Source organism: Pseudomonas paraeruginosa, from assembly GCF_003025345.2.
In the GTDB taxonomy this organism is placed as follows: domain Bacteria; phylum Pseudomonadota; class Gammaproteobacteria; order Pseudomonadales; family Pseudomonadaceae; genus Pseudomonas; species Pseudomonas paraeruginosa.
In genome coordinates, this window is record NZ_CP020560.1 from 3,063,856 (window position 1) to 3,085,960 (window position 22,105).

20 protein-coding genes are annotated in these 22,105 nt (G+C 68.8%); 14 read left to right on the forward strand and 6 right to left on the reverse strand.

Annotation, left to right across the window (positions count from 1 at the left end; translation table 11 throughout):
* Positions 1-40: 40 nt before the first annotated feature.
* Positions 41-970 (reverse strand): 4-hydroxy-3-methylbut-2-enyl diphosphate reductase, encoded by a 930-nt coding sequence (ispH, locus tag B7D75_RS14500; protein ID WP_012075951.1) that lies wholly within the window; start codon positions 968-970, stop codon positions 41-43.
* 300 nt (positions 971-1,270) lie between these two features.
* Between ispH and B7D75_RS14505 the strand changes: the two genes are divergently transcribed.
* Complete coding sequence (locus B7D75_RS14505; RefSeq protein ID WP_107114153.1) at positions 1,271-2,251, forward strand: hypothetical protein; 981 nt, start codon at positions 1,271-1,273, stop codon at positions 2,249-2,251.
* Here the strand turns inward: B7D75_RS14505 and B7D75_RS14510 are convergent.
* Entirely contained in the window at positions 2,236-3,033 is a 798-nt protein-coding gene (locus tag B7D75_RS14510; protein ID WP_053813994.1) for a putative hydro-lyase, read from the reverse strand. The two genes, B7D75_RS14505 and B7D75_RS14510, sit on opposite strands and share 16 nt — an antisense overlap.
* 106 nt (positions 3,034-3,139) lie before the next feature.
* Entirely contained in the window at positions 3,140-4,093 is a 954-nt protein-coding gene (locus B7D75_RS14515) for a LysR family transcriptional regulator (protein ID WP_034000173.1), read from the reverse strand.
* Between the two features lie 253 nt (positions 4,094-4,346).
* Here B7D75_RS14515 and B7D75_RS14520 point away from each other — a divergent pair, with 253 nt between their 5' ends.
* The 6 genes from B7D75_RS14520 (at position 4,347) to B7D75_RS14545 (ending at position 9,841) form a co-directional block, all read left to right on the forward strand.
* Positions 4,347-5,618, forward strand: coding sequence for an MFS transporter (locus B7D75_RS14520; protein ID WP_012075956.1), 1,272 nt, complete (start codon positions 4,347-4,349; stop codon positions 5,616-5,618).
* A 25-nt stretch (positions 5,619-5,643) separates the two neighbouring features.
* Positions 5,644-6,873: an OprD family porin gene (locus B7D75_RS14525; RefSeq protein ID WP_107114154.1), complete on the forward strand. Its 1,230-nt coding sequence runs from the start codon at positions 5,644-5,646 to the stop codon at positions 6,871-6,873.
* A 32-nt stretch (positions 6,874-6,905) separates the two neighbouring features.
* The gene (locus B7D75_RS14530) at positions 6,906-7,649 is read left to right on the forward strand and encodes a 5-oxoprolinase subunit PxpA (protein ID WP_107114155.1); all 744 of its coding nucleotides are present in this window, start codon (positions 6,906-6,908) and stop codon (positions 7,647-7,649) included.
* Positions 7,646-8,359 (forward strand): 5-oxoprolinase subunit B family protein, encoded by a 714-nt coding sequence (locus tag B7D75_RS14535; protein WP_107114156.1) that lies wholly within the window; start codon positions 7,646-7,648, stop codon positions 8,357-8,359. Before B7D75_RS14530 ends, B7D75_RS14535 begins: the two co-directional genes overlap by 4 nt.
* Positions 8,356-9,297, forward strand: a complete 942-nt coding sequence (locus B7D75_RS14540; RefSeq protein WP_034080516.1) for a 5-oxoprolinase subunit C family protein — start codon at positions 8,356-8,358, stop codon at positions 9,295-9,297. Before B7D75_RS14535 ends, B7D75_RS14540 begins: the two co-directional genes overlap by 4 nt.
* A 67-nt stretch (positions 9,298-9,364) precedes the next feature.
* Complete coding sequence (locus B7D75_RS14545; protein ID WP_034080517.1) at positions 9,365-9,841, forward strand: DUF4142 domain-containing protein; 477 nt, start codon at positions 9,365-9,367, stop codon at positions 9,839-9,841.
* Between the two features lie 18 nt (positions 9,842-9,859).
* Here B7D75_RS14545 and B7D75_RS14550 read toward each other — a convergent pair whose 3' ends face one another.
* Positions 9,860-11,632 (reverse strand): thiamine pyrophosphate-requiring protein, encoded by a 1,773-nt coding sequence (locus B7D75_RS14550; RefSeq protein WP_012075961.1) that lies wholly within the window; start codon positions 11,630-11,632, stop codon positions 9,860-9,862.
* A 170-nt stretch (positions 11,633-11,802) separates the two neighbouring features.
* Here B7D75_RS14550 and B7D75_RS14555 point away from each other — a divergent pair, with 170 nt between their 5' ends.
* Positions 11,803-12,201 (forward strand): four-helix bundle copper-binding protein, encoded by a 399-nt coding sequence (locus B7D75_RS14555; RefSeq protein ID WP_034080518.1) that lies wholly within the window; start codon positions 11,803-11,805, stop codon positions 12,199-12,201.
* Positions 12,202-12,274: 73 nt separating this feature from the next.
* On the opposite strand, the gene kynR is transcribed toward B7D75_RS14555, so the two are convergent.
* Entirely contained in the window at positions 12,275-12,751 is a 477-nt protein-coding gene (gene kynR / locus B7D75_RS14560; RefSeq protein WP_107114157.1) for a kynurenine pathway transcriptional regulator KynR, read from the reverse strand.
* 135 nt (positions 12,752-12,886) lie between these two features.
* Here kynR and kynB point away from each other — a divergent pair, with 135 nt between their 5' ends.
* From kynB to B7D75_RS14590, 5 genes are all read left to right on the forward strand, one after another.
* Positions 12,887-13,528: a kynurenine formamidase KynB gene (gene kynB, locus B7D75_RS14565; protein ID WP_043100889.1), complete on the forward strand. Its 642-nt coding sequence runs from the start codon at positions 12,887-12,889 to the stop codon at positions 13,526-13,528.
* A gap of 3 nt (positions 13,529-13,531) precedes the next feature.
* The gene (kynU, locus tag B7D75_RS14570) at positions 13,532-14,782 is read left to right on the forward strand and encodes a kynureninase (RefSeq protein WP_053817268.1); all 1,251 of its coding nucleotides are present in this window, start codon (positions 13,532-13,534) and stop codon (positions 14,780-14,782) included.
* A 154-nt stretch (positions 14,783-14,936) separates the two neighbouring features.
* A complete protein-coding gene (locus B7D75_RS14575) occupies positions 14,937-16,343 on the forward strand; it encodes an amino acid permease (protein ID WP_043100885.1) in 1,407 nt (468 codons plus the stop codon).
* A gap of 287 nt (positions 16,344-16,630) precedes the next feature.
* Positions 16,631-18,505: a (7S,10S)-hydroperoxide diol synthase gene (locus B7D75_RS14585; RefSeq protein WP_107114158.1), complete on the forward strand. Its 1,875-nt coding sequence runs from the start codon at positions 16,631-16,633 to the stop codon at positions 18,503-18,505.
* A 39-nt stretch (positions 18,506-18,544) separates the two neighbouring features.
* Positions 18,545-20,449 carry a 10S-dioxygenase gene (locus tag B7D75_RS14590; protein WP_053814000.1) on the forward strand — a complete coding sequence of 635 codons (1,905 nt, stop codon included), beginning with the start codon at positions 18,545-18,547 and terminating at the stop codon, positions 20,447-20,449.
* Between the two features lie 35 nt (positions 20,450-20,484).
* Here the strand turns inward: B7D75_RS14590 and B7D75_RS14595 are convergent, their stop codons facing one another.
* The gene (locus B7D75_RS14595) at positions 20,485-21,387 is read right to left on the reverse strand and encodes a LysR family transcriptional regulator (RefSeq protein ID WP_079741125.1); all 903 of its coding nucleotides are present in this window, start codon (positions 21,385-21,387) and stop codon (positions 20,485-20,487) included.
* 495 nt (positions 21,388-21,882) lie between these two features.
* On the opposite strand from B7D75_RS14595, the gene B7D75_RS14600 reads away from it, so the two are divergent.
* Positions 21,883-22,092 (forward strand): hypothetical protein, encoded by a 210-nt coding sequence (locus B7D75_RS14600; protein WP_012075972.1) that lies wholly within the window; start codon positions 21,883-21,885, stop codon positions 22,090-22,092.
* Positions 22,093-22,105: the final 13 nt, after the last annotated feature.

Consider the following 22,105-nt stretch of genomic DNA (forward strand, 5'->3'; position numbering starts at 1 on the left):
CCTGCCGGACGGCAGGCCCCGGGTCGAGCGGGCGCTTCCCTCACTGGCGAGCGATCAGTCCCGCGGGCAACTGGAACTGCGCGTATTCTTCGATGCCCGGCTGCAGGCCGATTTCCACCGGCATCCACTGGCCGATGCGATCCAGTACGTCGTCGATCATCGCTTCCGGCGTGGAGGCACCGGCGCTGAGGCCAACCGTCGAGATTCCGTCGAACCACTCCCGGCGCAACTCGCTGCCGTTGGCCAGCCGGTAGCTGGGAATGCCCTCGCACTCGGCGACCCAGCGGAGGGTTTCCGAATTCGCGCTGTTGTGCCCGCCCACCACCAGCACGAGTTGCACCTGCCGGCTGAGGCTGCGCACCGCCAACTGGCGGTTCTGCACGGCATAGCAGATGTTGCGGGTATCCGGACCGACGATCTGCGGGTAGCGCTGGCGCAGCGCCGCGACAACGGCCCGGGTATCGTCCATGCTCAGGGTGGTCTGGGTGATGTAGGCCAGCGGCGTGTCGGCGGCGAACGGCAGCGCCCCGACCTCTTCGACCTTGCGCAGAACCGTCACTGGCGCGGGGATCTGGCCAACGGTGCCGATCACTTCCTGATGATCGATGTCGCCGATCAGGATGATCCGGTATCCCTTGGCGGCATACTGGCGTCCCTGGCGGTGAACCTTCAGTACCAGCGGGCAGGTCGCATTGAAGGCCCGCAGGCCCGCCTCCGCCGCCTGGTCCTCGACCCTCTGCGCCACGCCATGGGCGCTGAACAGCAGGACCGCACCCGCTGGCACCTCGTCCAACCGTTCGACGAAGCGCGCGCCCTTGCCTTCCAGGCTGCGCACCACATGCCGGTTGTGCACGATTTCATGGAGCACGTACACCGGCGCGCCGAACTGCTCCAGGGCGCTCTCCACACTCTCGATGGCTCTCTCCACGCCTGCGCAGAAGCCGCGCGGTTGGGCAAGTATGATTTTCACGGGTGTGCCTCTCTGGGGGAACGAAGATTTCCGGGTCGAGTCGCCGCCAGTCAATGCCACGAATCCCCGGCCCCGGGGCGACTGGCGGGCGCAGGCCGATCACTGCGAGTGGACCTTGCCCATGTAATCTATAAGGACTTGCGCCGAAGCGGTCCCTGCCAGTTTCCACAGGAAGGCCCGGGCCTGCCCATGCTATCGTGCGCCGGCCGTCGCTGCGGGTCTCCGCCCCTGGCTCGCGCGATGAATTTCACTTGCGGGACGGCTGTTGCGGCCCGCTCCCTTCCTGGAAGAACGGCAAGCATGGCAAGTAAACGGATCGGACAGGCCTACTGCGTACAACTGGAGCGGGTGATCTCCATCGCCAGCGCGCGCCGCGAATACTTCTCCCAGGCGGAGCCGCGCAAGCGCTTCGATTTCCTCTGTTCCAGCGAGGGCTGCCGGGCGCAGGGGATCAAGGTGTCGGCGAGCAACTACGACAAGCTGCCGCAGGACACCCGCAAGGCCGCGCACTTCAGCAAGTTCCCGCACTCCACCCACCTGCCGGATTGCGAATGGTTCGTCGAGGAGGACGAGGACGCTCTCCGTCCGGGCGAATCCGCCGAGGAAGCCGGCCAGCGGCGCATCCGCGACAAGCTGGACGCCTACGTCGAGGAATTCGATCCGGGCATTGCCGAGGAGGCCGCGCCGCCGCAAGCGAACCCGGACGCCCAGGAACAGCCGCCCGCCTCCGCCGGCCCGCGCGCCGCCGCTCCCGCCGCGCCTCGGCAGAGGACGCAACGACCGCGGCGCACCCGCGATTTCGAACTGCTCGTCGACACCTTCCGCCAGGCCCGCGCCGAGCTGCCGGCGGAAGAATTCAAGCAGTTGGACATCCGCATCAGCGGCCTCGGCCGGATACCGCTGCGCGCCTATTTCCAGCACATCGGCTATGCCACTCCGGGCAGCGCCGGCAAGGTGTTCTACGGCGGTGCCGACCTGGTCCGGCGCTACGGTTCACCGAACCGGCCGCAAGGCTTCCGCTTCAGGTTCCGCGACCGCATCGACGGCAAGCCGGTTTTCCTCTACGTTGCCCCGGAAACCTTGCAGGCCTATCCGTATCGGCGCTACCTCGAAGACATCCTCGGCTGCGCCGAAACGGTGCGCTACTTCACCCTCTATGCCCTCGGCCGGCTCGTCGAAGCGCCGAGCGGCAAGAGCTACAGCCTGGAGCCGGACGCCCTGCGCCACCTGGCGATCATTCCCGGTCCGGCGAAGGACGACGCCCCTCAGAGTTCATCGTAGAGTCGGTCGCTGACCAGCATGTGTCCCGGCGCGTGACTGATGTACAGCTCCGGCTGGGCTTCGGCGAGCACCGCCTGGGGCGTGACCCCGCAGGCCCAGAACAGCGGGATCTCGTCCGCCGCGAGCGGCACCGGGTCGCCGTAGTCGGGTCGTGCCAGGTCGCGGATGCCGATCAGCGTTGGATCGCCCAGGTGCAGCGGTGCGCCATGGGTCAGCGGGAAACGACTGGTGACCTGGATCGCACGGATCGCCTCGGCGGCCTTCATCGGGCGCATCGATACCACCGTGGGCCCGGCCAGGCGACCGCTCGGCCGGGTGGCGATGGAGCTGCGATACATCGCCACGTTGCGTCCCAGTTCGAGATGGCGCAGGCCGATGCCGGCGTCGAGCAACGCCTGTTCGAAGGAGAACGAGCAACCAATGGCGAAGGCGACGAAATCCGCCTCCCAGAACGCGCCGATGTCGTTCACCTCGACGGGCTCCTGGCCACGCCGGTGCACGCGGTAGCGTGGCAGGTCGCTGCGCACGTCGATATCCGCGCCGAGCCTGGCGAAATGCGGCGAGCCGGGTTCGCTGACGTCGAGCAGCGGGCAGGCCCGGGGGTTCAGGGCGCAGAAGCGGAGGAACTCGTCGGCCCAGGATTTCTGCAGGATCACCAGGTTGGCCTGGAGGTGGCGCTGGCCGAGGCCGCTGGTATGGCCGGCATAGTCGCCGCGGCGGATCAACTGGCGCAGGGTCGGCGGCGGCAATTGGGCGAGTTCGTCGAAGGTCGGGGCAGGCATGGCGGCTCCGTTCGCTGGCGGATGTTGTTGTTGCGGGGTTTGTAGAGGCGGACGGCGGCCAGCGTCCAACAAGATTTTTCCGCCGGGGGCTATCGGAAAATCCGAATCAGCGCGAACGCAGCCGTCCCACCCCTTTCTTCAACGGCGCCAGGACCAGGCACTCCGGGCCGACATTGACCGCGTAGTCGGCCAGCACCGTCTTGCTCAGTTCCACCACTTCGTCGACCAGCTCCAGGCCGGTGCCTCCGCGCCAGGACACCACCACCGGCAGGTTCGGCGGCGGCGGGCCGAGGCGCAGCAGGGTCAGCTCGCCGCGCTCCAGTTCCTGGCTGACCAGTGCCGGCGGCAAGGCGCCGACGCCGAAGCCATCGCGCAGCAGGCGGGTCATCGCCGCCACCGAGTTCACGCAGTTCAGGCGCGGCGCGGCGACACCGTTGGCGTGCAGCAGGCCGAGCACGTCCTGGTGCGGCCGCGAGTGCTTGGAGAAGGTCACCACCCGTTCCCGCGCCAGGTCCGCCAGCGAGGCGTAGTCGCGGTGATAGATCGAACCGGTGGAGACGATCCAGCGCAGCGGGTAGCTGCCCAGTTCCAGGTTGAGCACCGACTCGTGGCGCAGCGAGTCGGTCTGGAAGATCAGGTCCAGGTAACCCTTCTGCAACTGTTCGGAGAGGTTGCGCGCGGTGTCTGCCATCAGCTCGATCTCCACCGCCGGAAAGGCCTCCGTGACCTTCGCCACCAGCGGGCTCAGCCAGGTATGGATGACCGTGTCCATGGCGCCGATGCGGATCCGTCCCTGGGTGCTGGCGCCGGTGTCGAGCGACTGCTTCAGCGCGTGCATGGTGTCCATCATCCGCTCGGCGTAGGCCAGTACCTTGTCGCCCTCCGGGGTCAGGGTCACGCCGCGCGAATCGCGGACGAACAGCTTGACGCCGAGCTCGTCCTCCAGCACGGCGATCCGGCTGGAAATGGAGGCCTGGGTGCTGAACAGCTTCTCCGCGGTGAGGCGGAAGCTCTTCAGGCGCGCGACCCAGACGAAAGTCTCGAGGAATTTCAGGTTCATGTGGCGGGCACCGACGGGCAAGGGGCACAAGGTGGCGGGAGCGAGCAGTTTGCATGCCAGCGCCGCCTTCCAGCGGCACATGATCGACGCATGGCGGCCTGCTCCGCCATCGAAATTTCTTATCCCCGGCGGCCGCATAAATTAGTTGGACGCCCCCTGGCCAGCCTCGAAGAATGCCACCACCGGGTGCGACGGCGCCCACCGAATCTTCATAACACCAATAACGACGATCGGTGCCCCCATGGAAAAACACATGACCCTCGACGCCGGCCCGGAAACTTCCCGGGACGGTCACTTCGGCTGGTATCGCGCCCTCGACAAGCAGGAACGGCGAGCCTTCTGGAGCTGCAAGATCGGCTACGGCCTGGACGGCATGGACACCCAGATGCTCAGCTTCGTGATTCCCACGCTGATCGCCCTGTGGGGCATCAGCACCGGCGAAGCCGGCTTCATCCACACCATGACCCTGCTCGCCTCCGCCGCCGGCGGCTGGATCGCCGGGATCCTCTCCGATCGCATCGGCCGCGTACTGACCCTGCAACTGACGGTGCTCTGGTTCGCCTTCTTCACCTTCCTCTGCGGCCTCGCGCAGAACTACGAGCAATTGCTGGTGGCTCGGACCCTGATGGGCTTCGGCTTCGGTGGCGAATGGACCGCTGGCGCGGTACTCATCGGCGAAGTGATCAAGGCCCGCGACCGCGGCAAGGCGGTCGGCCTGGTGCAGTCCGGCTGGGCCATCGGCTGGGGTCTCACCGCCATCCTCTACTCGCTGATGTTCAGCCTGCTGCCGCCGGAGGAGGCCTGGCGCGCGCTGTTCATGCTCGGCCTGCTGCCGGCGCTGTTCGTCCTGGTGGTACGCCGGCTGGTCAAGGAACCGGCGATCTACCGCGAAGCCCGGCAGCGCAACCAGGGCGCCGACAAGGTCAGCTTCTACGAGATCTTCGCCCCCGGCATGCTCAGCATCACCCTGCGCGCCTCGCTGCTGACCACCGGCGCCCTCGGCGGCTACTACGCCATCACCGCCTGGCTGCCGACCTTCCTCAAGACCGAGCGCGGGCTGACCGTGCTCGGCACCAGCGGCTACCTGGCGATGGTGATCCTCGGTTCCTACGTCGGCTATGTGGTCAGCGCCTTCCTCACCGACCTGATCGGGCGCAAGAAGAACTTCGTCCTGTTCGCCGTCGGCTCCTTCACCGTGGTGCTGCTCTACACCCAGCTGCCGGTGAGCAACGGCGCCATGCTCTGGCTCGGCTTCCCGCTCGGTTTCTTCGCCTCGGGCATCTTCAGCGGCATGGGTTCGTTCCTCACCGAGCTGTTCCCGACACGCATCCGCGGCTCCGGCCAGGGCTTCTGCTACAACGCCGGGCGCGCCATCGCCGCGCTGTTCCCGATGCTGATCGGCATGATCGGCCAGAAGGTCTCGCTGGGCCTGGGGATCGGCGCCTTCGCCGCGGTCTCCTACGGCGTGGTGATCCTCGCCGCCCTCAGCCTGCCGGAGACCCGCGGCAAGCAACTCGAACTCTGAACCGCCGCCGACCGAGGAACCCGTCATGCATCCCAATCCCCGCCTGGCTGCCGCGCTGCTCGCCGGCAGCGGGCTGGGCTGGCCGCTCTTCGCCCAGGCCGACCTGGTCGAGGACAGCCATGCCAGCCTCGAACTGCGCAATTTCTACTTCAACCGCGACTTCCGCCAGAGCGGCGCGCGCGACAATGCCGACGAGTGGGCGCAGGGCTTCCTCCTGCGCCTGGAATCCGGCTTCAGCGAAGGCCGCGTCGGCTTCGGCGTCGACGCCATCGGCCTGCTCGGCCTCAAGCTCGATTCCGGCGGCGGCAGCGGCGGTACCGGGCTTCTGCCGGCCGACGGCTCGTCTGGCGGCTCCCAGGACGACTACGCCAAGCTCGGCCTGACCGCCAAGGCGCGGGTCTCCAACAGCCTGCTCAAGGTCGGCGCGCTGCACTTCAAGAGCCCGCTGGTCTCGGCCAACGACACCCGCCTGCTGCCGGAACTGTTCCGTGGCGCGCTGCTCGACGTGCAGGAGATCGACGGCCTGACCCTGCGCGGCGCGCACCTGGACCGCAACAAGCTGAACAGTTCCAGCGACTACCAGGCCCTCAGCGCCAACCGCATCGGCGGGCGCAGCGATGCCTTCGACTTCGCCGGCGGCGACTATCGCCTGACCCCGGCGCTGACCGCCAGCCTGCACCACGGCCGGCTCAAGGACATCTACCGGCAAACCTTCGCCGGCCTGGTGCATACCCTCGACCTCGGCGGACAACGCTCGCTGAAGAGCGACCTGCGCTTCGCCCGGGCCAGCGAGGACGGCGACTTCCGCGAACTGGACAACCGCGCCTTCGGCGCCCTCTTCAGCCTGCGCCTGGGCGCCCACGTGGTGGCCGCCGGCTACCAGCGGATCAGCGGCGACGACCCCTATCCCTACATCGCCGGCAGCGATCCGTACCTGGTCAACTTCATCCAGATCGGCGACTTCGGCAATGTCGACGAACGCTCCTGGCAACTGCGCTACGACTACGACTTCGGCGCGCTCGGCCTGCCCGGCCTGAGCTTCATGAGCCGCTACGTCTCCGGCGACAACGTCGCCCGTGGCGCGGCCAACGATGGCAAGGAGTGGGAACGCAACACCGACATCGGCTACGTGGTACAGAGCGGGCCGCTGAAGAACCTCGGGGTGAAATGGCGCAACGCCACGGTGCGTTCGAATTTCGCCAATGACCTCGACGAAAACCGCCTGATCCTCAGCTACAGCCTGGCGCTGTGGTGAGGTCCGGCGAGCAATGACCTGAAGGAACCTGCATGAACAGCCTGTTGTTGAACTGCGATATCGGCGAGAGCTTCGGCGCCTGGCGCATGGGCCTGGACGCCGAGGTGATGCCACTGATCGATTGCGCCAACATCGCCTGCGGCTTCCACGCCGGCGATCCCGGCACCATGCGCCGCACCGTGGCCCTGGCGGTGGAGCATGGCGTGCGCATCGGCGCGCACCCCGGCTACCCCGACCTGGTCGGCTTCGGCCGGCGCTCGCTGGCCTGCTCGGCGCAGGAAGTGGAAGACCTGCTGCTCTACCAGATCGGCGCCCTCGACGGACTCTGCCGCGCCCAGGGCGCGCAGGTACGCTACGTCAAGCCGCATGGCGCGCTGTATCAGGACATGATGCGCGACCCGGCGATCCTCGCCGCCGTGCTGCGCGCGCTGGCGGCCTACGACCGTAGCCTGCCGCTGATGCTCATGAGCACCCGCGACAACGCCGCGGCGCGGGCGCTGGGCGCGGCCCACGGCATCGAGCTGTGGTTCGAGGCGTTCGCCGACCGCGCCTACGACGGCGCCGGCTACCTGGTCGCGCGCAGCCAGCCCGGCGCGGTGCACCACGACGCCGAGACGGTGCTCGCCCAGGCCCTGCTGCTGGCCCGCGGCGCGCCGCTGCGCGCCAGCGACGGCAGCGCCCTGGCGCTGGAGGCGCAGACCCTCTGCGTGCACGGCGACAATCCCGCCTCGCTGGCCGCGGTGCGGCGCATCCGCGAAGCCCTGGAGGCGGCATGAGCCAACCGCAACCGCGCATCGAGGTGGCCGCCATCGACAGCTTCGTGCTGCGCCTGTTCGAGCGCATCGACGAAGCCAACATGCCCTGGCTGCTGGCGGCGGAGGAAAACCTGCGGGCGGCGTTCGGCGGCGCCCTGCTCGACCTGGTGCCGTCCTACACCACCCTGCTCCTGCAATACGACCTGCTCCAGCTCGACCCCGGCGAGGCCCGCGCGCGGATCGCCGCGGCGCTGGCCGACCTGCGCCCGAAGCGCCAGGACGACGGCCGCCTGCACGTCCTGCCGACCTGGTACGACCCGCAGGTCGGCCCCGACCTGGAATCCCTGGCGCGGCGCAAGCAGTTCGGCGTCGCCGAGCTGATCCGCCGCCACAGCCAGCGCGAGTACCGGGTCTTCGCCCTCGGCTTCAGCCCCGGCTTCGCCTTCATGGGGCTGGTCGAGGAAGCCCTGGCGGCGCCACGCCTGGCGACTCCCCGGCAACGCATCGCCGCCGGCAGCGTCGGCATCGCCGAGCGCCAGACCGCGGTCTATCCGCAAGCCTCGCCAGGCGGCTGGAACCTGCTCGGGCGCTGCCCGGTGCGCCTGTTCGACCTCGCCCTGGACGGCTACAGCCTGCTGCGTGCCGGCGACCGGGTGCGCTTCGAGCCCATCGGACACGCCGAATTCGTCCGCCTCGGCGGCGACGACACGCCCCTGGAGGTCCAGGCATGAACGATTCCATCCATGGCGGCCTGTGGGTGCGCCAGAGCACCCCGCTGGTGCAGTTGCAGGATCGCGGCCGCTTCGGCTGCCGTCATCTCGGCGTGACCCAGGGCGGCGCCCTCGACTGGCTGTCCATGGGCTGGGCCAACTGGCTGCTGGGCAATCCCCTGGACGCCGCGGTGATCGAGATCGCCCTCGGCGGCTTCGTCGCCGAATGCCGCGCCGATGGCTGGCTGGCCCTGGCCGGCGGCGATCTCGGCGCGACCCTCGATGGCCAGCCGCTGCCGGCCTGGGGCGCGTTCGCCGTGCGCGACGGTCAGCGCCTGGCCTTCGCCCACCCACGCCAGGGCGCCCGCGCCTACCTGGCGGCACCCGGCGGCTTCGCCGGCGCGCGCCAGCTGGGCAGCCTGTCCACGGTGGTCCGCGAGGGCCTGGGCGGCCCCCGCGCCGACGGCAAGGCCCTGGGCGAAGGCGACAGCCTCGGCTGGCTGGCCGATGGCGCGCGGCCACGCGCGCTGCCGATGCCCAGCGAACGGATCCTGGACTGCGCTGGCGACGCGCGCCTGGAGCTGATCCTCGGCGCGCAGATCGGCGCCTTCCCGGCCATGAGCCTGTTCGATGCGTTCAACGGCGACTGGCAGGTGGACACCCGTGCCGACCGCATGGGCGTGCGCCTGCTCGGCCCGCGCCTGGAATGCCGGCAGCAGTCGATGATCTCCGAAGGCATCGCCCTGGGCGCGGTGCAAGTGCCGCCGGACGGCCAGCCGATCGTCCTGCTCAACGACCGCCAGACCATCGGCGGTTATCCCCGTCTCGGCGCCCTCGCCCCGCTGGCGCTGGCGCGCCTGGCGCAATGCCTGCCGGGCCAGCGGGTGCGGCTGCTGCCGACGGTGCAGGAGGCGGCGCATCGCGAGCATCGGCGCCTGCTGGCGGCCTGGGACGCGTAGGCGGTTTTTTTGAACGGCCCCGCGGGAGCGGCGTCCACCGCACACATCGTCCCGCCCGGAGGTCGCCATGCTTCGCCGCCTGTCCCTGATCGCCGCCCTGCTGCTCCCCCTGGCCGTCCAGGCCGAACCGGAGGATACCCGCGCCCTGCTCGCCGCCAGCCTGGCCGACAGCCAGGCCCAGGTGGCGGCCGCCGAGCAGGCCATGCGCCGTTCCGACAACAAGGCCGTGCAGCTCTACGCCAAGCGCGTGCTCACCGAACAGCAGGAGTTCGACCACCAGTTGCGCGCCCTGGCCGGGGAAAAGGCCTTGGCGCTGCCCTCGCCGCGCCAGACCGAACGCCAGGCCGCCGCTCCCGGCGGCTTCGACGAGCGCGGTTTCCTCGACGCGCAGATTCGCCAGCAGGACCGCCTGGTCGGGCGCTTCGAAGGCCTAGCCCGGGATGCCACCGACCCCGAGCTGCGCCGCTTCGCCGATGAATGGCTGGCGCGCTTCTACCACCACCGCGAACTGGCCGACCAGTTGCGCAGCGGCCGCACCGACTGAGCGGCACGACCGCCTTGCTCAGTGCCGGGCGAGAACCTGCCGGGCGCTCTGGCGGATCACGCCCCAGCGCTTGGGATCGTCCTGCAGCATGGCGCCAAGCAGGTGCTTGGCCTGCTCGAAACTGATGTGCGGCGGCAGCGGCGGCACGTTCGGGTCGGTGAGCACCTCCAGCAGCACCGGGCGGTCGGCGGCGAAGGCCTCGGCCCAGGCGGCGTCGATGTCCTCCGGGCGATCCACGCGGATACCCTTGAAGCCGAGCATGTCGGCATAGCGCGCGTAGGGGAAGTCGATCACTTCCTGCGCCGGGCTGAACTCCGGATCGCCGGCCAGCGCGCGCTGTTCCCAGGTCACCTGGTTGAGGTCGCCGTTGTTCAGCACCAGTACGATGAAAGTCGGCGAGGCCCAGCGTTGCCAGTACTGCTGCACGGTGACCAGTTCGGCGTTGCCGTTCATCTGCATCGCCCCGTCGCCGACCATCGCCACCACCGGCCGCTGCGGATAGGCGAGCTTGGCGGCGATGGCGTAGGGCACGCCGCTGCCCATGGTCGCCAGCTTGCCCGACAGCGAGCCGAGCATGCCCGGACGCATGCGCACGTCGCGGGCGTACCAGTTGGTGTGCGAGCCGCTGTCGCCGCAGAGGATCGCATCGTCCGGCAACTGCTCCGACAAGCTACGGAACACCCGTTGCGGGTTGATCGGATCGGCCGGTTCCTCGGCCTGGCGCTGGGCCTCCTCGCGGCTGGCCGCCACCGCTCGCTCGACCCGTCGGCGCCAGGCGCCGTGCTTCTTCTGCTCGAGCAGCGGCAGCAGGCGCTCCAGGGTTTCCCCGGCATCGCCGAGCAAGGCCTGCTCGATCGGATAGCGGATGCCGATGTTGCGCGGATACAGGTCGATCTGCACCGCCCGCGCCTGGCCGGCCTTGGGTAAGAACTCGCTGTAGGGGAAGGTGCTGCCGACGATCAGCAGGGTGTCGCAATGCTCCATCAGCATGCTGCTGGCGCGGGTGCCGAGCAGGCCGATGGAGCCGGTCACGTAAGGCAGGTCGTCGGAAACCGCCGCCTTGCCCAGGAGCGCCTTGGCCACCCCGGCGGCCAGGCGCTCGGCGACCGCTTCCAGCTGCCGGTGCGCGCCCAGCGCACCGGCGCCGGCGAGGATTGCCACGCGCCGGCCGCGATTGAGGATCGCCGCGGCGGCTTGCAGGTCCGCATCGCGCGCGTAGGGTCGCGGCTGGACGAAACCCACCGCGGACATCACGTGGCCATGCTCGTGGGGCTGGCTTTCCGGGGCCGCCATCTGTTGCACGTCGTTGGGCACGATCACCGTCGCCACCTGCCGCTCGCCGACCGCCACGCGCAGCGCGCGGTCCAGCACATGCAGCAGTTGCGCTGGGCTGACCACGGTCTCGACGTAGGCGGAAACGTCCTTGAACAGGCTCTGCAGGTCGACTTCCTGCTGGTAGTCGCTGCCCAGCGCAGTCGCCGCCTGCTGGCCGACGATGGCCAGTACCGGCTGGTGGTCCATGCGCGCGTCGTAGAGCCCGTTGAGCAGGTGGATGGCGCCCGGCCCCGAGGTGGCCAGGCAGACCCCGACCTCGCCGGTGAACTTGGCGTGGGCACCGGCCATGAAGGCCGCCATCTCCTCGTGCCGCACGCGGATGTAGTCGAACGCTTCGGCGCGCCGGCCCATGGCACCCATGATCCCGTTGATGCCATCGCCGGGGTAGCCGAAGACGCGCTTCACCCCCCACTGGCTCAAGCGTTCGAGCAGTTGATCGGCAACCGTGCTGGACATTCTCGCCTCCTGGTCCTGTCTGGGTCGTACCTGTGAGGACTGGCCAGGCCGGCGAGGGTTCAAGGCAATCGAGCGACGGTGCCGGCGGCGAAATCGACTGAACTGTCGGCATGCCCCGCCGGACCAACGAGCAGGGCCCGCATGGGCGCAACCGGCCAGGAGGTGCCGCCATGAGCCGTGCCATCAACGATCCCGGCAACGAAGATCCCGGTTCGCTGCTGGAAACCGACGCCGACGCCCTGCTCGGCGATGCCGCCGCTCGCGCGCCGCAAGAGCGCTGCCGGCGCGCCGCCCAGGCCTGCATCCTCGCCTGCGAGCGCTACCTGGCGCTATGCGCCGAGGCCTCCGCGGAAAAACGCCAGCACGCCGGCGACTGCGCCGACCTCTGCCGTCTCGGTGCCCTGCTGCTGGAACGCCGCAGCCCATGGGCGCCGGCCGCCTGCGAGCTGGCGGCGCGCTATGCCCTGGCATGCGCGGAGCGCTGCGATGGCGGCGAGCCGCTGGAGCGCGAATGTGCCGGCGCCTGCCGGCGCTTCGTCGAGGCCTGTCGGCCGTTGTTGCCGACCTGAGCGACCAACCCAAGGCTGCCGCTGCGTTTGCTGCGCGCGCGGCCGCTCCGCATGTCGACGGCTAGCGGCGCGCTCAGCCCTTCAGGTTCACCAGGTCGAGCAGGTCGGCGCCGGCCTTGATCTCCTGGAGAACGATTTCCGAGCGGATGTCGGTGACCCCGGCGGCGCGGTTCAGCTTGTTCACGATGAAGTCCGAATAGTGCTTGAGGTTGCGCGCGCGGACCCGCAGTACGTAGTTGGTGGCGCCGGTCACCACATAGGCGGTGACCACCTCCGGCCAGTCCTGGACGCGCGCGATGAATGCCTCGTGCCAGCCTTCCACGTCCTGCCGCAGCGAGACATGGACGATGGCCTTCAGTTCCACGCCCAGGCGCTCGGCGTCCAGCTCCACCGAGTAGCCGCGGATGATTCCCTCGCTTTCCAGCAGGCGCAGCCGGCGCAGGCAGGCCGAGGGCGAGAGGGAGACTTTCTCGGCCAGGTCCTGGTTGCTCATCCGCCCGTCCTGCTGTAGGTGGCGGAGAATGCGGAGATCGATGGCATCGAGGGGCATGCGTCGCAGTTCCTATCAGAATGAATAGCTATCTTCGAATTTTGTGCGAACAGATTGCCATGCGACCTTGCATTTCGCACGAAAATTCTCCGAAATCTCGTTCATTATCATTCGCTGGATTTCCGGAGAAAAACAATGACTTCGCTCCGCTACTGGGACATCAGTCCCGCCCTGGACCCGAACACGCCGACCTGGCCCGGCGACACCCCTTTCCAGCAGGAATGGGCGGCGCGGCTGGACGAGCACTGTCCGGTCAACGTCGGCCGGGTCACCCTCTCGCCGCATACCGGCGCCCACGTCGATGCTCCCCTGCACTACCGCGCCGACGGCCTGGCCATCGGCCAGGTGCCGCTGGATGTCTACATGGGGCCGTGCCGGGTGCTCCACTGCATCGGCGCCACTCCCCTGGTGACCCCCGAACACCTCGCCGGCCAGCTCGACGACCTGCCGCCGCGGGTGCTGCTGCGGACCTTCGAACGGGTCCCGGCGAACTGGCCGGAAGGCTTCTGCGCAATCGCTCCGGCCACCGTCGAATGCCTCGCCGAGCGCGGCGTCAGGCTGATCGGCATCGACACCCCGTCGCTCGATCCGCAGCATTCCAAGACCCTCGATGCCCACCACGCGGTGGGCCGCCACGGCATGGCGATCCTCGAAGGCGTGGTCCTCGACGAAGTACCCGCCGGCGACTACGAACTGCTCGCCCTGCCGCTGAAATTCACCCACCTCGATGCCAGCCCGGTGCGTGCCGTGCTGCGTTCCCTGCCTACCGCGGAGTAACCGATGACCACTCGTGACGACTGCCTGGCGCTCGACGCCCGCGATCCCCTTGCCGAACTGCGCCAGCTCTTCGCCCTGCCCGACGGCGTGATCTACCTCGACGGCAACTCCCTCGGCGCCCGTCCCCGGGCGGCCGTGGAACGCGCCGCCGAAGTGGTCGCCGCGGAATGGGGCGACGGCCTCATCCGCAGCTGGAACAGCGCCGACTGGCGCGGCCTGCCGGAGCGCCTGGGCGACAAGCTGGCGCCGCTGATCGGCGCGCGCGCCGGCGAAGTGGTGATCACCGACACCACTTCGATCAACCTGTTCAAGGTGCTCAGCGCCGCCTTGCGGATCCAGGAGGAAGAGGCGCCGCAGCGCAAGGTGATCGTTTCCGAATCGAGCAACTTCCCTACCGACCTGTACATCGCCGAGGGCCTCACCGACATGCTCCAGCGCGGCTACCGGCTGCGCCTGGTGGACAGCCCGGAACAGTTGCCGGCGGCGATCGACGCGGATACCGCGGTGGTGATGCTCAGCCATGTCAACTACAAGACCGGCTACCTGCACGACATGCGCGAGGTCACCCGCCTGGTCCACGAAAACGGCGCCCTGGCGATCTGGGACCTGGCCCACTCGGCCGGCGCGCTGCCGCTGGACCTGCACGCGGCCGACGCCGACTACGCCATCGGCTGCACTTACAAGTACCTCAACGGCGGCCCCGGCTCGCCGGCCTACGTATGGGTCGCGCCGCGCCTGCGCGAGCGCGTCTGGCAACCGCTGTCCGGCTGGTTCGGCCATTCCCGCCAGTTCGCCATGGAGCCGCGCTACCAGCCCGGCGAAGGCATCACCCGGTTCCTCTGCGGCACCCAGCCGATCACCTCGCTGGCCTTGGTCGAATGCGGCCTGGACATCTTCGCCCGGACCGACATGCAGCGCCTGCGCGACAAGTCGCTGGCCCTCGCCGATCTGTTCATCGAGCTGGTGGAAAGCCGCTGCGAACGCTTCGGCCTGACCCTGGCGACTCCGCGCGAGCACGCCCGGCGCGGCAGCCATGTCAGCTTCGAGCATGCCCAGGGCTACGCCATCGTCCAGGCCCTGATCGACCGCGGGGTGATCGGCGACTACCGCGAGCCGGGCATCCTGCGCTTCGGCTTCACCCCGCTGTACACCCGCTTCGTCGAGGTCTGGGACGCGGTGCAGGCGCTGCTGGAAATCCTCGAGAGCGAAGCCTGGAAAGAGCCGCGCTACCAGGTCCGGCAGAAGGTGACCTGAGTCCCCCGCGCGGGCCGCGCCGGTATTCCCGCGGCGGCCCGCGAGCGCCGTCCGCTCGCGCGCCAGGATCCCGCGACCGGAGCGCACGCACATCGCCACCGACGTTCCCTCGGCAATTCATAAGAACCCCAATAAGATTCCAGAGGACATCCAGATGAACGACCCCCAGGGCTTCGAGGCCATCTCGCGCCGCGAACAGGGCCTGCAACGGCGGCTCTCGGCCGCGCAGATGAGCATGATCGCCATCGGCGGCGCCATCGGTACCGGCCTGTTCATGGGCAGCGCCTTCGCCATCGGTTTCGCCGGCCCCAGCGTCCTGCTCAGCTACGCCATCGGCGCGCTGATCACCCTGCTGCTGATGGGCTGCCTGGCGGAAATGACCGTGGCCCACGCTACCCCCGGCTCGTTCGGCGCCTTCGCCGAGCACTACGTCGGCCCGCTGGCCGGGTTCCTGGTGCGCTACGCCTACTGGGCGGCCATCGTCCTGGCGGTGGGCACCGAGGTCACGGCGGTGGCCATGTACATGAAGTACTGGTTCGCCGGTGTCCCGGAATGGGTCTGGATCCTCTCCTTCTCGAGCCTGCTGATCGGCCTCAACGCCAGCAGCGTGAAGGCCTTCGGCAACTTCGAATACTGCTTCTCGACACTCAAGATCGCCGCCATCGTCGCCTTCATCCTGCTCGGCGCCTACCTGGTGTTCGGCTCCGCCAACCCGGCCTACGGCATGCACAACTACAGCGCCCATGGGGGCTTCTTCCCGCATGGCCTGAAGGGCATGTGGATCGCCGTGGTGGTGTCGATCTTCAGCTACCTCAGCGTGGAGATGATCGCGGTCGCCGCCGCCGAGGCCGAGCATCCGGAACAGGCGGTGAAGTCGGCGTTCCGCTCGACCATCGTGCGCCTGGTGGTGTTCTACCTGCTGACCCTGGCACTGATGCTGGCGATAGTCCCGTGGAACCAGGCCGGGCAGAGCCAGAGCCCGTTCGTCACGGTGATGCAGGCGATCGGCCTGCCCGGCGCGACCGGGGTGATGAACTTCGTGGTGCTGGTCGCCGCGCTGTCGGCGATGAACAGCCAGCTATACATCACCACCCGCATGATGTTCAGCCTGTCGCGCGCCGGGCACGCGCCGAAGGGCCTCGGCGAACTGAGCCGCAAGGGCGTGCCGCTGAACGCCCTGCTGTTGTCGAGCGTCGGCATCGCCCTGGCGACCCTGCTCAACCTGGTCTACCCGGAGCAGTCGTTCACCCTGATGATGGCGGTGTCGATGTTCGGCGCGCTCTTCACTTGGCTGATGATCTTCTTCACCCACCTCTGCTTCCGTCGCCACCGCGCCCGCCACGGCGGTGCGCCGCTGGCCTTCCGCATGCGCCTGGCGCCCTGGTCGACGCTGCTCGGCCTGCTGCTGATGGCGGCGATCCTGGCCACCACCTTCTTCACCGAGGCGTTCCGCATGACCCTGGTCTTCGGCGTGCCGTTCCTCGCGCTGCTCACCGCCCTCTACCTGGCGTTCGTCCGCAGGCCCGGCAGGGATTCCCCGGTAGAGCGGGCAACGCCATAGGCGCTCTCCGCCCTGCGAACCTGGCGCGCACGGCGAAGCCCGACCGACGCGCCCTTTCCGGACCGGGCGGTTCCGTTCCCCATACCTTTTTCGTCGCACAAAAAGCATTACCCGCCCATCGTCGCGACTCCTTAGCGTAATGCCCAACCGGACGTTCCGGCCCATGGCGCATGCCATGGCCGGCGCGCTCCCGTCAGGGACGACATGGCGGTACGCCCAGCCATCGAGCGCACTGCATCGCTCAGCCCTGTGGGGACGCAGACGTCGTCAGCCATGAGGGGAACACGATGCATCCGACCTTTTCGCGGGTCCTGCTGGCCGCCGCGCTGGCCACCGCCGGCAGCCCTGCCGTCGCCACCGAAATCCAGCTGGAACAAGGCTGGAATGCCGAACAGAGGGCGTCCTGGTACGACGCCTCGCTCGGTTCGCGGCTGCTGCCGCTGGCCTGGGCCCAGGCGCTGGAGCGCCCGGACAGCGAGGAACGCCTGTTCTCCGAAGACAACGCCCGGCGCCTCGGTTTTCCCCTGCGCAACTGGCAGGGCGGCGAACTGCGCCTGCCGCGCGGCTTCGCCCTCGACCAGCAGGACGACAGTCGGTTCTCCGACACCCACCTGCGCTGGAAGGCCCGCCAGTCGTCCAGCGAACCCTGGGTCGGGCTGAATTGCGCCGGCTGCCACTCCACCGACATCAGCTACCGCGGCAGCGAACTGACCATCGACGCCGGCGCCACCCTGGCCAACGTCCAGGCGATCTTCGACGAAGTGCTCGCCGCGCTGCGCCGCACCAGCGACGACGGCGACAAGTTCGCGCGCTTCGCCGGCCACGTCCTCGGCAGCGAAGACAGCCCGGGCAACCGCGACCTGCTGAAGGCCGCCCTGGCCAAGCGCGCGGCGCTGATCGACACCCTGCTGAGCATGTCCGCCACCGACCTGCAGCCCGGTCCGGGGCGCCTCGACGCCACCGGCCAGTCGCTCAACCGCGCGGCGATCAACTCCGGCGCCCGCCACCTGCAGCCGAATCCGACCGACGCGCCGACCAGCTTCCCGGCACTGTGGCACACGCTGCAGATGGACAAGCTGCAATCCAGCGGATTCGTGCCCAACGTCAAGGTGCTCGACCTCAACGGCCAGGTCTTCGACCTCGGCTACCTGGCCGGCGACATCGGCGTGGTCCAGGGCGACTACGGCGATGTGGTCAGCCATCCGCTGTCCGGCCTGGAGGGCTACATATCGAGCATCCGCGTGGACAACCTGACCCGTGTCGAGGGCCTGATCCACAAGCTCAAGGCGCCGGCCTGGCCAAGCCAGCTGTTCGGCGCCCCGGACAGCGCCCGGCTGGCCCAGGGCAAGCGGCTCTACGCGGAGAACTGCGCGGCCTGCCATGCGAACATCGGTCGCGACGACCTGCAAACCCCGATCAAGGTCCGCCAGGTACGCCTGAAGGCCCATGGCGACGACGCGCCGATCGGCACCGATCCGTGGATGGCTTGCAACACCTTCACCTTCAGCAGCCCCAGCGGCAACTACTTCGGCCTGTTCCGCCCGTCCCTCGGCACCCCCAGCGGCGTCGGCATCGTCGGGCGGACCTCGAAGATCGCCGACATGCAGGTCCCCGAGGTGTTCCAGATCATGCTCGGCAAGAAAGGCCAGCTGGCCGATGGCATCGCCGAGATCATCCACGCCATCGTCACCGGGCAGCAGACCCTGCCCGGCTCCGACAGCCTGCAAGCGGTGCCCGCCGGACAATTGCTGCTGGCCGGCGCCGGCCCTGCCGACAGCCAGGCGCAGAGCCTCGCCGCCGGCGAAGTCCCCGCCGACAAGAGTGCGCGCAAGGACTACTGCCTGAATACCGAGCATCCATTCCTCGGCTACATCGCCCGCCCGCTGAACGGCATCTGGGCCACCGCACCCTACCTGCACAACGGTTCGGTGCCGTCGCTGTACGACCTGCTGCTGCCCCAGGAGCAGCGGCCGGCCACCTTCTACAGCGGCAGCCACGAGTTCGATCCGAGCCGGGTCGGCTACGTCACCGCGCCCGGCCCGGACAACGCCTTCCTCTTCGACACCCACCTGGAAGGCAACTCCAACGCCGGCCACGACTTCGCCCGCGAGTACGACGAAAGCCAGCGCCTGGCGCTGCTCGAATACCTCAAGACCCTGTGAGTCGGCCCCGCACACATGCCCAATAGAGAGAACCGCCCGATGACCCTATCGCGACTCAGCCTTGCCATCCTTTCCGTCCTCGCCGGCGCCCCGGCATTCGCCGACGACGGCGGCATCGACCTCGACCAGGGGTGGAACCAGACCCAGAAGACCGCCTGGCTGGAAGCCGGCCAGGGTTCGCGGATGCTGCCGCTGGCCTGGCTGGTGGCGCTGGAGCAGCGCGCCAGCGAGGAACCGCTGATGTCCGACGCGCTGATCCGCCAGTACGGCTATGTCCCGCACACCCTCGGCGGCTCCAGCGTGAAGGTGGTGCAGGGTTACGCGGTCGACCGCAGCGACGACAGCGACCTGACCTTCACCAAGCTGCGCTGGAAGGCCCTGCAGGGCTCCAGGGAACCCTGGGTCGGGCCGACCTGCAGCATGTGCCACACCTCGCACATCAGCTACCAGGGTACCCGGCTGACCGTCTACGGCGGGCAGACCATGGGCGACCTCGCCGGCTTCCAGCTGGAGATCCTCGGCGCCCTGCAGAGCACCCGCGCCGACGCCGCCAAGTTCGAGCGCTTCGCCCGCAAGGTGCTCGGCGCCGACGGCCTGGTCGGCGGCTACAACGACGCCAACAAGGCGCGCCTGCAGGCAGCCCTGGACGCCACCATCGTGCGCCTGCGCGACGGCTCGCACTTCAACCTGCCGCACGATCCCGAGTTCGGCCCGGGCCGCCTGGACGCCATCGGTTCGATCTTCAACTCGGTGGGCTACGAACTGCACGCCGACGAGCAGATCTATGGGGCCGAAGACGCCCCGGTGAGCTATCCGTTCCTGTGGAACGTGCCGCAACTGGACCGCGTGCAATGGACCGGATTCAACCCCAACCACATCAACGTCGTCGACATCGACAACCGCAAGTTCGACGTCGGCGCCCTGGCGCGCAACGCCGGCGAGGCGGTCGGGGTATTCGCCGACGTCAAGGTGCTCAGCCCGCTCCAGTCGGCGCTGCACATCGGCTACCCGTCGAGCATCAACGTCGACAACCTGATCCGCATCGAAGACCAGCTCGGCCAGTTGAAGCCGCCGGCCTGGCCGAACCAGCTGTTCGGCGCCCCGGAGCCGACCAGGGTCGCCGAAGGCCGCGAGCTGTACCGGCAACATTGCTCCAGCTGCCACACGCCGCTGGACCGCAACGACCTGCGGACCCCGGTGAAGACCGTGCTCACCCACCTGCAGGCGCGCGGCGACGTCGCGCCGATCGGCACCGACCCGTGGACCGCCTGCAACAGCATCGCCCAACTGAAGACCGGCTACGTGCGCGGCAAACCCTACCTGTCCTTCGTCGGCACTGGCCAGCGTGGTTTCTACGGCAAGCAGGCCTACGCGGTGGATGTACTCCAGGAAGTGGTGGTCCAGGCCCTGGCCGCGCGCGGCCTGAACGTCGCCCTGGGGGCCTTCCAGACCGCCGCGCTGGGCCTCTTCGACGGGCAGTTGCCGCCGCTGATCAGCCCGGCTCCGGACGATCCCGACGCCAGCAGCGCCGAAGCGACGGCCGCGGACGCGCCAGGCGCCCTGCTCCTGGTCGAAAACGTGGCGGCCGACAGCGACAAGGCCCGACGCCTGGAGCAGTGCCTGGCAATGACCAGCGACCTGATGGCCTACAAGGCGCGCCCGCTGAACGGCATCTGGGCCAGCCCGCCCTACCTGCACAACGGCTCGGTGGCGACCCTCTACGACCTGCTGCTACCGCCGGACCTGCGCCCGCGCACCTTCTATACCGGCAGCGTCGAGTTCGATCCGGTCAACGTCGGCTATGTCACCGATGCCGGTGGCGACAACCGCTTCCTCTTCGATAGCGGCAAGCTCGGTAACGCCAATGGCGGCCACGATTACGGCAACGCGCAGTTCAGCGAACAGCAGCGGCGCGCCCTGGTCGAGTACATGAAGACCCTCTGAGACCATCCCCGCGGCCGGGCCGCCGGCCGCCCGCTTCAACCGGCGGCGACCCGCCGCGCGGTCTCGATGAAGCATTCGAACTGCGCGTCGCTGGCGCGCAGCCGCGAGGTCGGCGATACCGCCAGCCCCACCGGCAGGCGGAAGCGCTCGTTCACCGCCGGCGGCAAGGCGCTGAAGGCCACGCCCGGATAGGCGAACTTGGTCAGCGACAGCGGCAGGAAGGCGAAGCCGTCGCCGCTGGCGACCTGGGCCAGGAGGATGCTCAGGTCGTTCGGCCGCACGCTGCGCCGGGGCGCGAAGGCGGCGGCCTCCATCGCCTCGTTCATGAACTGGCTGTAGGCGGGGAACAGCGAATCCTTGGGCACCAGCAGCGCCTGGCCGGCCAGGTCGTCCAGCGACCAGCCGGGCGCCAGCCGCGCCCGCACCGTCTCGGGCAGGGCGAGCACATGCTCGTAGCTGCCGATCTGCATCAGTTCGTACTCGCGCACCACTTTCGGTGGCGCGCCGATGATCGCGGCGTCCAGCGACGACTCGCGGACCAGGCTGAGCAGGTCCAGCGAGGGCGCCCAGGACGGCGAGACGGCGCTGCACACCTGCGCCTCCTTCAAGCGCCGGGCCAGCTCGCCGGACCAGCCGGGATCGAGATAACGACTGAAACCGATGTGCAACTGGCGCTCGTCGCCGTCGCCGATGTCGCGGGTCAGCGCCTTGGCCTCGGCGATGATCTTCACCGCACGGCAATGCACCACCCTGCCCACCTCGGTCAGGCTCACCCCGGCCGGACCGCGGACGAACAGCGCCTCGCCGATGTGCGCCTCGAGCGCCTGGATCTGCCGCGACAGCGACGGCTGCGAAACGTGCAGCACCTCGGCGGCCTGGCCGATGCTGCCGTACTCGGCGACACAGGCGAAATACATCAGCTGGCGCAACGAAGGCATCGCCTTCGACCAGTTGATGATCGGGAAACTGGCATCGGTCACGGACATCGCGTACATACCCCTCGCTGGCAACACGGGTCGGATCGGCACGGGCACGGCCGGCCTGCGACGACCTGAGCGCCGGCAGCCCGCCTGCCTGGACCGGTTCGCGCCAGGAAGTCGGAAGATAGCTAGCGGAGATGACAGGAAGCGCGAGGTTCGAACCGGGACGCTCTTGAGTGGACGGCGTCTTTCCCGTGCCGCCAGTATACCCAGGCACCCGGGAGAACGGACCATCGGCCGGTGCAGGGCCGCGCGCCATCCCCTCCGTTCGGATAGGTCCCCTTGCCAGCCGCCGGCAGAGCTGGCAGCGCGGGCGGAGCAGGCCGCAACCATGCGCCTGGCGGCCTGCTCGCGCTCGTCCCGGCGAAGCGCTCGCGGTTTTTCGTGAACCGCCGCATATCGGGTCCGCTCCGCCGGGTCTACGCTGAGATTTTCAGGATCAGGAGTAGCGCCATGCTCGATCACGACCTGACTGTCGCCCTGCTCTGCCGTCTCAACCAGAACCAGAGTGCCCTGGGCATGGCCCTGGAGGAACTGGCGATCTGGGCGCGGCGACATGAGGGTGGCGAGACCTACGATGTGGTCATGGGTCACCTGCAGACCCTGGAGCGCAACGCCGATTTCGTCGCCGAAGCCATCGTGGTGCTGATGGCGGATCGCTGAACCGGAAAGCTGC